This is a genomic window from Lactococcus lactis (assembly GCF_029023865.1).
In the GTDB taxonomy this organism is placed as follows: Bacteria; Bacillota; Bacilli; order Lactobacillales; family Streptococcaceae; genus Lactococcus; species Lactococcus lactis.
In genome coordinates, this window is the sequence record NZ_CP118969.1 from 1,831,245 (window position 1) to 1,844,735 (window position 13,491).

A 13,491-nucleotide genomic window follows, 5' to 3' on the forward strand; every position below is an offset into this window, starting at 1 on the left:
TAGATTTTTAAATTAGAAATGGAGATAGTCATGACCAATGAATATTTAGCTCCCTTTGTTGATGAACTTTTCAATTTAGGGGTACGTGAAGCTGTTTTTAGTCCAGGTTCACGTTCAACGGCTTTAGCCATGCTCTTTGAGGAATACAAAAAATACGATACTTATGTCAACATTGATGAACGTTCGGCTGCTTTTTTTGCTCTGGGAATTGCTAAAGCGAAAAAACGTCCTGTTGTTTTAGTTTGTACTTCAGGTTCTGCTGCGGCTCATCATTTCCCAGCTGTCCTTGAAGCAAAAATGAGTCGAGTTCCCCTTATTATTTTAACGGCGGACAGACCGGCTGAGCTTCAATTCGTTGGAGCTCCTCAAACAGTCGACCAGACCAGATTTTTTGGAAATTTTGTTAATCATTTTGAAAATCTTGAAGCTCCACATATTCAAAAGCAGTCTCAAACAGAAAACTTTTGGACCTATCCACGTAAAGTCGCACAACGAGCTGTCTTATCAGCTATTTCCCCTCTTTCGGGTCCTGTGCAAATCAATGTTCCCTTGCGTGATCCTTTAGTTCCAGAATTAAAAAGTGAAAATTATGAAAAAGGACGTTCTAAACATGCCTTTAAATTCTATAAGGGACAAGCACAAGTAATACTTCCATTTGATGAAGCATTGCTTTCTGGAAAAACATTAATTTTAGCCGGTGCCAATTTTGACAAAGATTATTCTGAAGCACTTTTAAAACTTGCGGAACAATTAAAAGCTCCAATTTTAGCGGATCCACTTTCTAATCTGCGTAATCATAATCATCCTTTGGTCATAGACTCTTATGATGCTTTTTTAGCAAATAATGATTTAAAAACTCAATTAAAAGCGGATGCTATTCTGCTTTTTGGACAAATGCCTGTTTCTAAACGTTTGCAACAATTCGTTGCTTTCAATAACGAAGCTGAATTTATTCAAGTTGACCCTGCTCTTGATTATCGCAACCCTAGTTTGACAACGACAACGATGGTTCAGTCTGATGTTCTCCCTTTTGCTTCTTCAATTAAAAAAGTAAATTCTGATAGTTCTTATTTGGAAAAATGGCAAAATGCTCAAGAAAAAATGAGACAACTTCTTGAAAAAGTGACTTATGAAGAAAGTCCTTTTGAAGGACGTTATGTCCAAGAACTACAAAAACATTTGGAAGTACTGGATGCTCAACTTCTTGTTTCAAATAGTATGGAAATCAGAGATATTGACTATTGGTGGAAAAAAGCGGATGCCAAAGTTAGAATTCTAGGAAATCGTGGTGTGAATGGCATTGACGGGACTGAATCAACTGCACTCGGAATTGCTACAACGGGTAAACCGACAGTTTTATTGACTGGGGATTTGTCAATGCTACACGATTTAAATGGTTTAATTGTTGGTAAAACACATGAACTTAATCTAACTATTGTATTATTTAATAATGACGGTGGTGGGATTTTTCATCATTTAGCTCAAAAAGGCGTACCGAATTTTGATTATCTTTTTTCAACTCCTCATGGTTTAAATTTTGCTGGACTGGCTGAGTTGACTGGTTTAGATTATCATTTGATCAGTGGCTATGCTGATTTTGGTCAGCAATTTGAAGCTTCTCTTCATCAATCTGGCATTCATCTTTTGGAAATTAAAACGGATAAAGATTTAAGTCTTGCTTTACATCAAAAATATACAACTTATGAAAATTGATAAAAAAATAATTACTATTGATGGTTTTGATTATGCTGTCCGTATTTGGGGGACTGGAGAGGTCCTATTTGCACTGCATGGTTTTTCTGAAAGTTCTAATACCTGGCGAAATCTTCATTTGACCGGCTACAAAATTGTTGCTATCGATTTGTTAGGTCACGGTTCATCAGCAAAACCAAAGGAACTTGCCCCTTATAAACTTGAGGCGATTTTGAAAAATCTGCACTTGCTATTTGCGCAATTTACTGACGGAAATACTTTTTCACTTCTTGGTTATTCAATGGGCGGACGATTGGCGCTTCGTTATTGCCTTGCTTATCCGTCAGCTCCTGTTAAATATTTAATTTTAGAGTCAACTGGTCCTGGGCTTTTATCTAGTGAAGACCGCAAAAAAAGACGACTGGCTGACGAAGAATTAGGACAGAAGATTTTGTTAAATGGGTCTGCTTGGTTTGCTGACTTTTGGGCTAATATTTCACTTTTTGAATCACAAAAAAAGCTGTCAGTAAAAATTCAACAGGAAATTTGGGAAAGCCGTGCAAGCAATTCACCCTTAGCTCTTGCCCAAACTTTGAATGGAACAGGTCAAGGCCAGCTTTTCTATGTTGGCGATAAAATTTCTTTAATAAAATCCAACATTCTCTATTTATCTGGGGATTTAGACGAAAAATATTCAAAAATTGCTAAAGAAATTTTTGCTCCAAATCCGAATGTCACTTGGATTTCTGTTGCTGCTTCTGGTCATAATATTCATCTAGAAAATCCGGTCACCTATCAAAAAATACTAGAGGAATTTTTACCTTAGTCAAAATGCTTTATGATATAATTGAAAAGTAATGACTATATCACTTCTGTCAGTAAAACTGATGAATTAGTTTTACTGACAGAAATAAATACAATAAAAGTATTTTTTCTAAGTGGACTTATGAAGGTTAATGAAAATAATAGAATTTCATAACTTCTAAACACTCAACGACAATCTGACATCAAAAATATCAGTTTGTTGCTGACCCTGAAGTCTAAGCGCTAAAGTGTAAAGACCCTAGGGCCCCTCACATCTTAATTTTAATTGAGTTCGGACTCGCAGAAGTTGATGAAAATAGATAAAATGGAACTTGGGCTATGCCCAGAACCGCATTTTTCTAATTTCCACAACTTCTAGCGCTCGTCCTCACATCTTAAAGGAGAATCATGTCAAAATTTAACTGGGTTGCTCTCAACCGTAACTACGAAGATATTATTTATGAAACTTACAATGGGATTGCCAAAATCACGATCAATCGTCCTGAAGTCCGCAATGCTTTCCGTCCCAAAACTGTCGTTGAAATGATTGATGCTTTTAGTGTCGCTCGTGATGATACCAATGTCGGCGTGATTATTTTGACTGGTGCAAATCATGGAAAAGGTGAAGATAAAGAAGCCTTTTGTTCTGGTGGTGACCAAAAAGTACGTGGAAATGGTGGATATGTTGGTGAAGACCAAATTCCTCGTTTGAACGTTTTAGATTTGCAACATTTGATTCGGATTACACCAAAACCTGTCATTGCCATGGTGAATGGTTTTGCCATTGGTGGAGGTCACGTGTTACATATCGTTTGTGATTTGACTATCGCTTCTGAAAACGCAAAATTTGGGCAAACTGGTCCGCGTGTTGGTTCTTTTGATGCTGGTTATGGTGCTGGTTTACTTGCCGCTATGGTTGGGCAAAAGAAAGCACGTGAAATATGGTTCCTCTGCCGTCAATATACTGCCCAAGAAGCAATGGACATGGGAATGGTTAATACTGTTGTTCCATTTGACCGTCTGGAAGAAGAAACCGTTCAATGGGCCCAAGAAATGCTTGCCCTCTCACCAATGGCGCTTCGTATGCTCAAAGGTTCAATGAATGCTGCAACTGACGGACTTGCTGGACTGCAACAATTTGCAGGAGATGCAACACTTATGTTCTATACTACGGATGAAGCCAAAGAAGGACGCGATGCTTTCAAAGAAAAACGCAAACCTGATTTTGACCAATTTCCAAAATTCCCATAAAAATTTCCAAAATTGCTGACAAAGCGTCTTTTTGACGCTTTTTGTGATTTAAAAGTTACTGACAGGATTTCTGTCAGTAAAAAATACACAGAAAGGAGAAAATCGAGTTCGCTCACATCTTAAAATATGAAATGGTTAAAAAAACAGGCGGAACTTTATCCTCAAAAACAATTTTTAAATGACTATACTTTTGCCCAAATCAATCAGGAAGTCAATAAGATGGCTGAACATTTGGCTCCTCTTATTGACAATCAATCACGGGTTGCGCTCCTTTCAGAAAACTCTGTTGAAATGGCAGTCGTTTTGTTTGCCTTGCTCGGTTTGTCAAAAGAAGTTCTTCTATTAAATACACACTTGACCGAATATGAACTAGCTGACCAAATCAAGGAACTCGAGATTGAGACAGTCTTCACATCGGATTCACTGACAGAAAAAATTACTGACAGCATTTCTTTTTCAGAAATTTGGACTAGTAACCCTTGCCCTGTAAGTCTGTCAGCAGATTTTTCTGATGAAAAAATTGCGGTCATCATGAACACTTCCGCTACTACCGGAAAATTTAAATCTGTCCCTATTACTTGGGGCATGATTTCAAATCACGTCAAAGCCTCAAAGGAAACGCTTGGCGCTTATGACAATGATAATTGGCTTGTCATCTTACCCATGTTTCATGTCTCTGGGCTTTCCATTATTATGCGTACTTTATATAATGCAACATCAGCGACCGTTGTTGATAAATTTGATGAAAACCAACTTCTTGAAATGATCAATTCTGGGAAAATCAACATGGTTTCACTCGTCCCAACCCTCCTTACAAGAATTGCTGACAAATTGCATAGCAATAACTTACGTTTAATTCTACTTGGTGGTGAATTTATTCCCCAACCTTTAATCAAAAAATGCCAAGAATTAGGGCTTCCTATTTACAAAACTTATGGAATGACTGAAAGTTTTTCACAATCTGTCACTTTTAATATTTTAGATTTCCCTGATAAAACAAGCTCTGTCGGGCGGCCTTTACCAGGTGTTGAAATTGAGATTCGTCAAGCTGACCTTGCTGGCGTTGGTGAAATTTGGTTAAAATCTCCGATGTTGATGAAAGCTTACCTAGGCCAAAAGCCTTACGGCACAGCTTTTGAAACAGGCGATATTGGTTATCTTGACGCGGACGGTTTTCTCTATCTGCTCAATCGCAGAAAAGATATCATTATTTCTGGCGGTGAAAATATTTACCCCAAAGAAATCGAAGATTTAGTTTATTCTCTTCCTGAAATCAAGGAATGTGCACTTGTTGCTAAGCCAGATGCCAAGTGGGGACAAGTGCCAATTCTCTTCGTTTCAGGCAATATTTCCCAAGAAAAATTAGAAAACTTTCTCACTGAAAAACTGGCAAAATACAAACGACCACAATCCATCACTTTCATGGATGAATTGCCCAAAAATGCTTCTGGAAAAATCTTGAGAAAAGAGCTTAAAGGATGATAATTGAAAAAATTACAATGTTTCATGTTCAACTCCCTATGAAATTTAATTTTAAGACCGCCAAAGGTTCCTTAAATCTCCGAGATACAATTATTATAAAAGTTGAAAGTCCTAACGGACTTTCGGGATTTGGTGAAGTTGTTGCTTTCACGACTCCTTTTTATACTTCAGAAACTTTTGCTGATTCTTGGAAAATCTTGGAAGAAACTTACCTGCCAGAAATTTTGCAAAAAGAATTCTCACACCCTTTTGAAATACATGAATTTTTTAGAAATCCCTTACCAATGGCACTGGCCGGACTAGAAAATGCACTTCTAGATTTGTATTTTAAAGAAAGAAATAAAAATTTGATTGCTGGTCTTTTCCAAGAAAAATTAGCTGATAAAATCCCACGTGGTGCGGTGCTTGGACAAATGTCTGACGAGCAAACCATTAAGGAAATTGGCCAACTTATTAACAGTGGCGTCAAAAGAATTAAATTAAAAATTAGTCCACAAATTGGGACTGACTTGATTAAAAAGCTGGTAAAAAGATATCCACAAATTACATTTGCTCTTGATGCCAATCGAAGTTTTCAACTGACAGACTGGCCAGTCATCAAAGAGCTAGACGAACTTGGTCTGGCTTGTATCGAAGAACCTTTTGATATCAAAGATTTATCCGAATTAAAATTACTGACAGAAAACTTCTTAACACCAATTTGCTTTGACGAATCCGTTCAAGATTTAGAAAGTCTAAAAATACTGACAGAACTTCCTTTTCAAACGATGCTCAATGTAAAAATAGGTCGTTTAGGTGGACTTTATCAAACGCAAAAAGCTATCGAATTTTGCAGACAGCATCAGATTGGCTTTTGGATTGGCAGTATGGTTGAGTCTGGTATCTCAAAAATACTCCATGTCCAACTCGCTGCGCTTTCTGGAAATGCTATGGCCGGTGATTTATCCGATTCTAAGCATTATTTTGACATAGACCTCATTCAACCAGAAATTGCATTTCCAAACGGTTGGATGACCGTCCCGACTGGAATTGGTATCGGTCTGTCAGTTAATGAAACGCTACTCAAAGGTTATACTGTAAATAAATTAATTATGACCTACTTTAGATGAACGAAAAAGAAAAAAACTGGAACCTCTACTTACAGGTGAATTTTACTTCGCAAATTTCATCCACAACCTTGAAGCTCTGCTTCAAGCAGAACCACTTTTTTCCTACATCCGCTCCGTTGTCTCTTTTGGCAATGTCGCTAGCTACGTTATCGGTTCCAGCTAAGTACTGTTCTTCGCTACGCTCGAATGTCCATGCTAAAGCGCAACGAGAATCGCAAGTACTTGCTGGCAGGGCAAGCGTCAGCCAAAAAGGCATTTTTCATCATTTCAAGACAGTCAGCGACAAACTTGCTTGTCGCTGTCCCCGAAGCTCGTGCACTAAAGTGCTAAGGCCCTAGGGCGGTCTCACATCTTATTAAGGAGATTTTCCAATGAACATGATTGACCAACTCAATATCACAGATTTTCAAGTTTTTACTGACGAGAATTCTGACAAGTTTGTCAGTAAAATTTATAAATTCTCAAGTAAAATGATTCTCAGCGATTTTCATGCTCAACCACAAGGCTTTTTAAATGGAGGTGCAAGTCTTGCTCTCGCTGAAATCACAGCTGGTATGGCAAGTAATGCAATCGGCTCCGGTCAATACTTTGCCTTTGGTCAAAGCATTAACGCCAACCATCTCAATCCAAAAAAATGCGAAGGTTTCGTAAATGCCCGCGGTCTTCTCCTCAAAAATGGCAAACGCAACCATGTCTGGGAAATCAAAATCACTGACGAAAATGAAACGCTCATTTCTCAAATCACAGTGGTCAATGCTTTGGTACCACAAAAAAACTCTGACAAATAGTCAGAGTTTTTTTAGACGGCGTAAGTTAACCATTTTCTCTTATAAAATAAACCTCAAATTCATCAGCAACCTTATCACTTCCTGAAGGAAGAATTCTCGTTTTTACTTTATTTTTATTAATAACTTTATAACGGAAAAAAGCTTCTTCTCCTCTTTTATTAATATTTATTTTCACTGGTCGAAAACCATCTTTGTCGAGTTCATTCAATGGGCGATAAACAGAATTTTCTCTTACAAATTCCCCATCAATATTCCCTCGACCATTTTTCAATTCTCTAAATATTAACTCCACTTGTTCTTTACCATATTTAAAATGAGACTCATTATCCAAATTGGCTCGATAAAATTGTACCTTGAGCTCTTTAGACATTGGTAATCTTACATCTGAAATCCAAGCGCCATGCAAAAAATGAATTGAATCTTTTTTATTTTTCTTCTCATTTTGACTTTTAGTCAAACTCTGACAAGATTTAAAAATTACTAAAGGAATCAAAATTACCACTAAAACTAAAATTACCCATTTCATATTTTTCCAATTTTCATTTTTCATAAACTCCTCCTTTGTCATCTTTATAATGATACTTTACCATAAATAAGGATACAAAAAAAGAGCACATAAGCTCCATACTTAGTGCTGCTACCGTCAGGTCCTGACACGCTTCGTAAGAAACTTATTGCTCCGAAAACTATTATAACACAATTTATTTTTTTCGTCTATTTTTAAAGAAATCTTGCATGATTTTTGCACACTCGTCTTCTAAAATCCCCGATTCTACTTGGACTCGATGGTTCAGTCGCTTGTCTTCTAAAATCTGATAAAGACTGACCGTTCCTCCAAATTTAGGATTTGTCGCTCCAAAGTAAACTTGTGGAATCCGCGCTAACCCAATTGCTCCGGCACACATGACACAAGGTTCAATGGTGACAAAGAGGGCGCAATCAAGAAGTCTCCAATTTCCCACTGCCTGATTTGCCGCTTCAATCGCGCAAACTTCAGCATGATGTGTCGCCCGACCATCAAGCTCTCGCCTATTGAAATCACGCGCAATAATTTCGCCGTCTTTGACGATGACAACTCCAATCGGAACTTCCTCATTTTCAGCTGCTTTCTGCGCTTCTTTGAGTGCTTCCTTCATAAAAAATTCTTTTTCTTCTTCTGTAAAATTCATTTATCCTAAAAATTTCTCTTGTTCAAGACAATATATTTTGACTGGAACTGCTTCAAATTGTTCTAATGTCCCATTGACAACTGTATTATCTAAACAAATATAGTTTCGATGTTTCCCAAATAAAAAACCACTCACATGACCAACAAAGACCTGAACATCAGTGTTTGGTACGCCCACAGCTTTAGCAACACTATTTCGCCGTTCAAAAGAATCACCTGGCAAATGTTCCCAAAACAAATCTTTTGTCTTCTCTTTTTCATAAGAAAGGCACATTTTTGCACTATGAGAGAGTACCACCCACTTATTTCCAATTTTTTCAATCAACTGTTCTGGCTGACCAAAGTTATTTTTCATTTCTGTCAGTAAAAATTGTCTGTCAGTAACTGACAGCTTTTTCCAGTTTTCAATTGAATACTGCCAGCCATTTGGTGGAGCCCCTTCATAAATATAAATCGTTCCAATTGCATTTGAAAGTTGCTCTTCATCCGTTTTACCGTCACTTGCAAGCTCTGACCACATTTGCTCATGATTTCCCATCATGACTGTCACATGATAACCAGCATCTGGCAAAGTTTTCAACAAATAAAGTAAAGCATCAAAGCCAAAACGGCCATGATCAATGCTATCTCCCAAGACAAAAAGCCGGTCATTTTTACTAAAATGAATCTCTGTCAGCGCTTTTTTCAAGCCAGATAAGCGTCCATGAATGTCAGAAACAAATAAATTACGCTGATAGTGCTTATCATCACTGACAAACCTCGTTTTAGAACTGTCAGCACTTTTTTTAACCAATTGTTCAATCTGACTTTTCGTTTTTGGTGGATTGTAATTAAGCACACAATTTTGGATACTGACAAAACCAAAGAAAATTCCTGTCAGTAAAATGATAAATGAAATGAGGAAAATTAGCTTTTTAAAAGGGCTTATCAAAGTTGCCATTTTTTATGCGGAACTGCTAAATCAGTAATGACAGCATCCCCTGCTGCTTCTTTTGCTTCTGTCAGTAAAATATCCAAATCACCAAATTGTGGCAGATGAGTCAAAATTAATTTTTTAACCTTTGCATCCTTAGCAATTTGACCGGCTTCAATTGATGATAAGTGATTAGGCATTTTTGCTTTATCTTTAAAGAAATAAACATCAGCAAGAAGAAGGTCAGCCTCTTTGGCAAAGTCAGTCAATTCATCAAAATAACCCGTATCTCCAGTATAAATCAAAACTTGTCCCGTTCTGCGTTCAACAATGCGCATGGCATAATTCACCACAGGATGAACTGTTTTTAGAAAAGTAATATCAAAAGGACCAACTTTTGTTCCATTTTCGACATCATAAAGATGACCTTCCGAAACCTTATCCAAAGTTAATTTAGAAAATTCATATTCATTTTCCCCATGGCCATAAATAGGCAACATCATTCCATCCCAACCATCTTGACCCAATGGATAAAGCTGACGATATTGGCGAAGAGCACCCAAATCTGCAATATGGTCTTCATGATAATGACTCAAAATAACTGCATCAAGTTGAGTTGGTTGCAATTCATGTTCAAGTTCTGTCACCGCGCGTGAACCACAATCTAAAAGCATGTTAAAGCCTGATTCTGATTGTAAAAGATAAGAGGTTGTTCCGGCATCGCGCGTAGGATATCCGCCCCAAACACCTAGTGCTGTTAATTTCATATTTTTTTCTCGCTTTCTTTATTTTTTGCTTAAGTCTATTATAACAAAGCAAAGCTAATTTAGCTTATGCGCCATTTAATCTTTACTGACAAACAAAAAAAGTGGTAGAATCCACCACTTTTACTTTATTTCCAAATTTTATCCACAATCTTTTTAATATGTGCTAATTTAGCCCATTCTTCTTCCTCAGTCAAATCGTTTCCTTCTTCTGTAGAAGCAAATCCACATTGTGTTGAAAGTGCCAAATTTTCAAGTGGAATCGATTCAAGCGCCTCGTCTAAGCGAGCTTTAATGTCTTCATACTTTTCAAGTTCTGGATGTTTAGAAGTGAAAAGTCCTAACACAAGCAAGACATCTTTTCTTTGATTCCAAATTTCTGCTAAGGGAGCAAAAGAACCTGAGCGAGCATCATCGTATTCTAAAAAGAAAGTATCATAATTAAGCTGACCTAAGTATTTTGCCACAGGCTCATAAGAACCCTCAAATAAATAAGTTGATTTGAAATTTCCTCGACAAATATGAGTTGAAACTCTCAAGTCCTCAGGCAAATCCTTCAAGAGCTTATTAACAAGATAGACAATGTCTTCACACATCTTAACATACTTTTCATGGTTTTCTGGATCATCTAATAATCTGGCAATAAGATAAGCCCAAGTCGTATCGTCCAGTTGAATATAACGCGCACCCAATTCATAAAAATGGAGCAAAGTTTCATGATAAGCTTGAGCCAAATCATCTAAGAATTCTTCCCAACTTCCATAAAATTCTGGCCAACGGTCTGAACGACCATCACGATTAGGAATTAACGAAGGTGAAGGAATAGTAACTTTAGGTTCAACTCCTTCTGGTAAAAGACTTTTTAAATAGTTAAAATCCGCAAAAAAGGGATGTTCTGGGTTAAAAGCTACTTTACCAGTCAATTCAATATTAGTTGTCCTTGTTTTTGCACCATGGAATTTATAAGAATCCTCTTGTTCATAAGTCCCAACTCCATTAAGCCCCCAGAGGAAATCTAAGTGCCACCACGAACGATTAAATTCTCCATCTGTCACCGCTTTAAGGCCAACGTTCACTTCTTCTTTCACTAATCTCTTAATTTCAGATTCTTGAATTTTTTTAAAGTCACTTAATGGAAGTTGCCCTTCTGAATAAGCCAAACGTGCTTCTTTTAAAGTTTGGGGACGGAGAAAACTTCCAACGTGGTCAAAATGATAATGCTTATAAGTTTTTGTCATGAAATTACCTAAATTCTATTAGTTTAACTCATTCCATTGTAGCAAAGCATCATTTCTTTGGTCTTAGAAATTTTTAATGACATGATGTAAATATTTAATATTAAATTCAAGTGATTGACTTAGGAGTCAGACTGGTATAAACTTTTACTTATAAGAGAGGTAGAGAGATGAAAGCAATTGGAACTATTGATTCTAGCAAAAATTTTATTGACTTTGAAATAGAAAAGCCAATCTTAAGACCCCATGATTTATTGATATAAGTCGAGGCAATCTCAATCAATCCAGTTGATACAAAGGTTAGAAAAGGGATTAAAGGAAATTTAGCAGAACCAAAAATTCTAGGTTGGGATGGTTTAGGAACTGTCGTCGAACTTGGGAGTGAAACTAAGCTTTTTAAGGTTGGGGATAAAGTGTTTTGGGCCGGTGATGTTACTCGTTCAGGTTCAAATGCTGAATTTCAAGCCGTTGATGAACGAATTGTTGGTTTTGCTCCCAAAAATTTGACCAAAGAAAAAGCAGTCGCTATGCCTCTAACAAGTTTGACTGCCTATGAACTTCTCTTTGAAAAACTAGAAGTGACTGATAAATCTAAAGGAAAATCACTCCTCATTATTAATGGTGCAGGTGGTGTTGGCTCAGTAGCAATCCAAATGGCCAAAAATGCTGGATTGACAGTAATTGCTACGGCATCAAATCCCCAAGCCATTGAATGGGTCAAAAATTTTGGCGCCGATTATACCGTCAATCATCATGAAAATTTGGTTCCTCAAGTTCATGAACTTGGCTTTAAGTTTGTAGATTATATTTTAATTTTAAATGCCGTTGTTGAACATATGCCAGCAGTAAATGAGTTAATTGCGCCACAAGGTTCGATTGCAAATATTGTTGAACCAGGGCAAGCTATTAATTTAGATCAACTAGCTCATAAATCTGCACGTTTTAACTTTGAATGGATGTTTACAAAAGTCGTCTCAAATACATCTGATTTACAAAGTCAACATGATATTTTAAATAAAGTTTCTGAATGGCTAGATAATGACGTTCTAAAAAGTACAATGACTCAGAATCTCGGACCAATTACTGCTGAGAATGTGAAAAAAGCTCATGAACTCATTGAAGAAAATCATACAATAGGGAAAATTATCCTATCTTAACGCTTAAAAAAATCCTCTTATTTGAGGATTTTTATATTTCATCAAAACGAACAATTAGATAAACGACCCCTATCATGAAAGTAGAGCCCATCATCGTCCAACTTCCAAACCAATTTCCAGCAAGTGTTGCAATAGCTGCTCCAGCAAAGAAAATACTGATAAGCGCGGCATATATACCAACTGACCGGAGTTTTTGTTTATCTTTGGTAATGATATACTGAGCAAGATTTGCCGACATGGACTTCATATTTCCTGTCATAAAGATACTTCCGTAAGCACGACCATGAACTTTTGTAAAAGTATCATATTGAATCGCCATAAAGTAAGAGAAAATCCCAACATAAAAGGAAACAGGAATCTTCAAGCCCAAACCATAAGCCAAGGCAAAAATTGTCACCCCTGACCATTGAACCAATAACAAATAAGAGGCATCAAAACGGCGACGTTTCATCAAATAGTGAGAATAAAAGCCCCGAGTCATTACTCCTAATATAAAGAAGATAATCGGAATTGCAAAATCCCAAAACCTAGCAAAATCTCCTTTAGCAATATTAATCCCCGCCTGAATAACATTCCCTGATTGTGCACCAATAAAACGGTCATTAAAATGAAAGAATGAGAAACCATCCATAAAACCTGCATTTAATGCAAAAATTAATGCAATACGCAGTTTTTCTTTAACTTGTCTATCCATAATTAGAATTATATCACAAAGATTATTTTCATTGTTTTTCAATAATGGTTTGAATTTCACTTTTTTATTTATTATTCTAGATTTAAGTAATATATTAAATAGTGAAGCGGATTCAAAAGACTAAAAGAATCAACTTTTTTGAGTTATAATGGATTTAAATAATTAAGAAGACAAGCGTTTTTTCACTTTACTAACGAGGAGGAGTTAAAATGAACGGCTATCAACAACAATACACTTGTATCAAATGTGGCAATCATAATTTTGAAGAAGATCAACTTCAAGCAACCGGTGGAAATTTTTCAAAGATTTTTGATGTTCAAAATAAGAAATTTATTACTATTTCTTGTTCTCAATGTGGTTATACAGAACTCTACAAAGCACAAACGAGTACGGGAATGAATATTTTAGATTTTTTACTGAACGGTTAGCTTAGG

General features: G+C 36.6%; 14 protein-coding genes, 1 other RNA gene and 1 pseudogene. 9 read left to right on the plus strand and 7 right to left on the minus strand.

All coding sequences use genetic code 11. From position 1 onward, the window contains the following. Positions 1-30 precede the first annotated feature (30 nt). From menD to PYW37_RS09105, 7 genes are all read left to right on the plus strand, one after another. Entirely contained in the window at positions 31-1,713 is a 1,683-nt protein-coding gene (gene menD, locus PYW37_RS09075; protein WP_025016745.1) for a 2-succinyl-5-enolpyruvyl-6-hydroxy-3-cyclohexene-1-carboxylic-acid synthase, read from the plus strand. Further along, entirely contained in the window at positions 1,703-2,518 is an 816-nt protein-coding gene (menH, locus tag PYW37_RS09080) for a 2-succinyl-6-hydroxy-2,4-cyclohexadiene-1-carboxylate synthase (RefSeq protein ID WP_025016746.1), read from the plus strand. Before menD ends, menH begins: the two co-directional genes overlap by 11 nt. A gap of 21 nt (positions 2,519-2,539) precedes the next feature. Beyond that, complete coding sequence (locus PYW37_RS09085) at positions 2,540-2,671, plus strand: hypothetical protein (protein ID WP_023188887.1); 132 nt, start codon at positions 2,540-2,542, stop codon at positions 2,669-2,671. Between the two features lie 233 nt (positions 2,672-2,904). Further along, positions 2,905-3,747 carry a 1,4-dihydroxy-2-naphthoyl-CoA synthase gene (menB, locus tag PYW37_RS09090; RefSeq protein ID WP_023188888.1) on the plus strand — a complete coding sequence of 281 codons (843 nt, stop codon included), beginning with the start codon at positions 2,905-2,907 and terminating at the stop codon, positions 3,745-3,747. A gap of 126 nt (positions 3,748-3,873) precedes the next feature. Further along, on the plus strand, positions 3,874-5,229 hold the full coding sequence (menE, locus tag PYW37_RS09095; protein ID WP_023188889.1) for an o-succinylbenzoate--CoA ligase: 1,356 nt from the start codon (positions 3,874-3,876) through the stop codon (positions 5,227-5,229). Beyond that, positions 5,226-6,338 (plus strand): o-succinylbenzoate synthase, encoded by a 1,113-nt coding sequence (gene menC / locus PYW37_RS09100; RefSeq protein WP_023188890.1) that lies wholly within the window; start codon positions 5,226-5,228, stop codon positions 6,336-6,338. Before menE ends, menC begins: the two co-directional genes overlap by 4 nt. Before the next feature lie 371 nt (positions 6,339-6,709). After that, complete coding sequence (locus PYW37_RS09105; RefSeq protein ID WP_023188891.1) at positions 6,710-7,126, plus strand: PaaI family thioesterase; 417 nt, start codon at positions 6,710-6,712, stop codon at positions 7,124-7,126. 25 nt (positions 7,127-7,151) lie between these two features. On the opposite strand, the gene PYW37_RS09110 is transcribed toward PYW37_RS09105, so the two are convergent. The 6 genes from PYW37_RS09110 to PYW37_RS09135 form a co-directional block, all read right to left on the minus strand. Then, positions 7,152-7,676 carry a hypothetical protein gene (locus PYW37_RS09110; protein ID WP_025016749.1) on the minus strand — a complete coding sequence of 175 codons (525 nt, stop codon included), beginning with the start codon at positions 7,674-7,676 and terminating at the stop codon, positions 7,152-7,154. A gap of 50 nt (positions 7,677-7,726) precedes the next feature. Beyond that, positions 7,727-7,812: signal recognition particle sRNA small type (ffs, locus tag PYW37_RS09115), an RNA gene on the minus strand. 15 nt (positions 7,813-7,827) lie between these two features. Next, positions 7,828-8,295 carry a tRNA adenosine(34) deaminase TadA gene (tadA, locus tag PYW37_RS09120; RefSeq protein WP_003129664.1) on the minus strand — a complete coding sequence of 156 codons (468 nt, stop codon included), beginning with the start codon at positions 8,293-8,295 and terminating at the stop codon, positions 7,828-7,830. Beyond that, on the minus strand, positions 8,296-9,234 hold the full coding sequence (locus tag PYW37_RS09125; RefSeq protein WP_025016750.1) for a metallophosphoesterase family protein: 939 nt from the start codon (positions 9,232-9,234) through the stop codon (positions 8,296-8,298). Next, a complete protein-coding gene (locus PYW37_RS09130; RefSeq protein WP_017864291.1) occupies positions 9,222-9,974 on the minus strand; it encodes an MBL fold metallo-hydrolase in 753 nt (250 codons plus the stop codon). Before PYW37_RS09130 ends, PYW37_RS09125 begins: the two co-directional genes overlap by 13 nt. A gap of 125 nt (positions 9,975-10,099) precedes the next feature. Next, positions 10,100-11,209: a vitamin B12 independent methionine synthase gene (locus PYW37_RS09135; protein WP_003129660.1), complete on the minus strand. Its 1,110-nt coding sequence runs from the start codon at positions 11,207-11,209 to the stop codon at positions 10,100-10,102. 167 nt (positions 11,210-11,376) lie between these two features. On the opposite strand from PYW37_RS09135, the pseudogene PYW37_RS09140 reads away from it, so the two are divergent. Beyond that, positions 11,377-12,363 (plus strand): annotated as a pseudogene (locus PYW37_RS09140) (zinc-binding alcohol dehydrogenase family protein). Between the two features lie 31 nt (positions 12,364-12,394). On the opposite strand, the gene PYW37_RS09145 reads toward PYW37_RS09140, so the two are convergent. Beyond that, positions 12,395-13,057 (minus strand): YoaK family protein, encoded by a 663-nt coding sequence (locus tag PYW37_RS09145; RefSeq protein ID WP_017864289.1) that lies wholly within the window; start codon positions 13,055-13,057, stop codon positions 12,395-12,397. A 209-nt stretch (positions 13,058-13,266) separates the two neighbouring features. On the opposite strand from PYW37_RS09145, the gene PYW37_RS09150 reads away from it, so the two are divergent. Continuing rightward, on the plus strand, positions 13,267-13,485 hold the full coding sequence (locus tag PYW37_RS09150) for a zinc ribbon domain-containing protein (RefSeq protein ID WP_003129656.1): 219 nt from the start codon (positions 13,267-13,269) through the stop codon (positions 13,483-13,485). Positions 13,486-13,491: the final 6 nt, after the last annotated feature.

Excerpts from the sequence above, each read along its gene's own strand:
- menD (WP_025016745.1), top strand. The coding sequence starts at position 31 with ATGACCAATGAATATTTAGCTCCCTTTGTTGATGAACTTTTCAATTTA.
- menH (WP_025016746.1), top strand. The coding sequence starts at position 1,703 with ATGAAAATTGATAAAAAAATAATTACTATTGATGGTTTTGATTATGCT.
- menB (WP_023188888.1), top strand. The coding sequence starts at position 2,905 with ATGTCAAAATTTAACTGGGTTGCTCTCAACCGTAACTACGAAGATATT.
- menE (WP_023188889.1), top strand. The coding sequence starts at position 3,874 with ATGAAATGGTTAAAAAAACAGGCGGAACTTTATCCTCAAAAACAATTT.
- menC (WP_023188890.1), top strand. The coding sequence starts at position 5,226 with ATGATAATTGAAAAAATTACAATGTTTCATGTTCAACTCCCTATGAAA.
- PYW37_RS09105 (WP_023188891.1), top strand. The coding sequence starts at position 6,710 with ATGAACATGATTGACCAACTCAATATCACAGATTTTCAAGTTTTTACT.
- PYW37_RS09110 (WP_025016749.1), bottom strand. The coding sequence starts at position 7,676 with ATGAAAAATGAAAATTGGAAAAATATGAAATGGGTAATTTTAGTTTTA.
- tadA (WP_003129664.1), bottom strand. The coding sequence starts at position 8,295 with ATGAATTTTACAGAAGAAGAAAAAGAATTTTTTATGAAGGAAGCACTC.
- PYW37_RS09125 (WP_025016750.1), bottom strand. The coding sequence starts at position 9,234 with ATGGCAACTTTGATAAGCCCTTTTAAAAAGCTAATTTTCCTCATTTCA.
- PYW37_RS09130 (WP_017864291.1), bottom strand. The coding sequence starts at position 9,974 with ATGAAATTAACAGCACTAGGTGTTTGGGGCGGATATCCTACGCGCGAT.
- PYW37_RS09135 (WP_003129660.1), bottom strand. The coding sequence starts at position 11,209 with ATGACAAAAACTTATAAGCATTATCATTTTGACCACGTTGGAAGTTTT.
- PYW37_RS09145 (WP_017864289.1), bottom strand. The coding sequence starts at position 13,057 with ATGGATAGACAAGTTAAAGAAAAACTGCGTATTGCATTAATTTTTGCA.
- PYW37_RS09150 (WP_003129656.1), top strand. The coding sequence starts at position 13,267 with ATGAACGGCTATCAACAACAATACACTTGTATCAAATGTGGCAATCAT.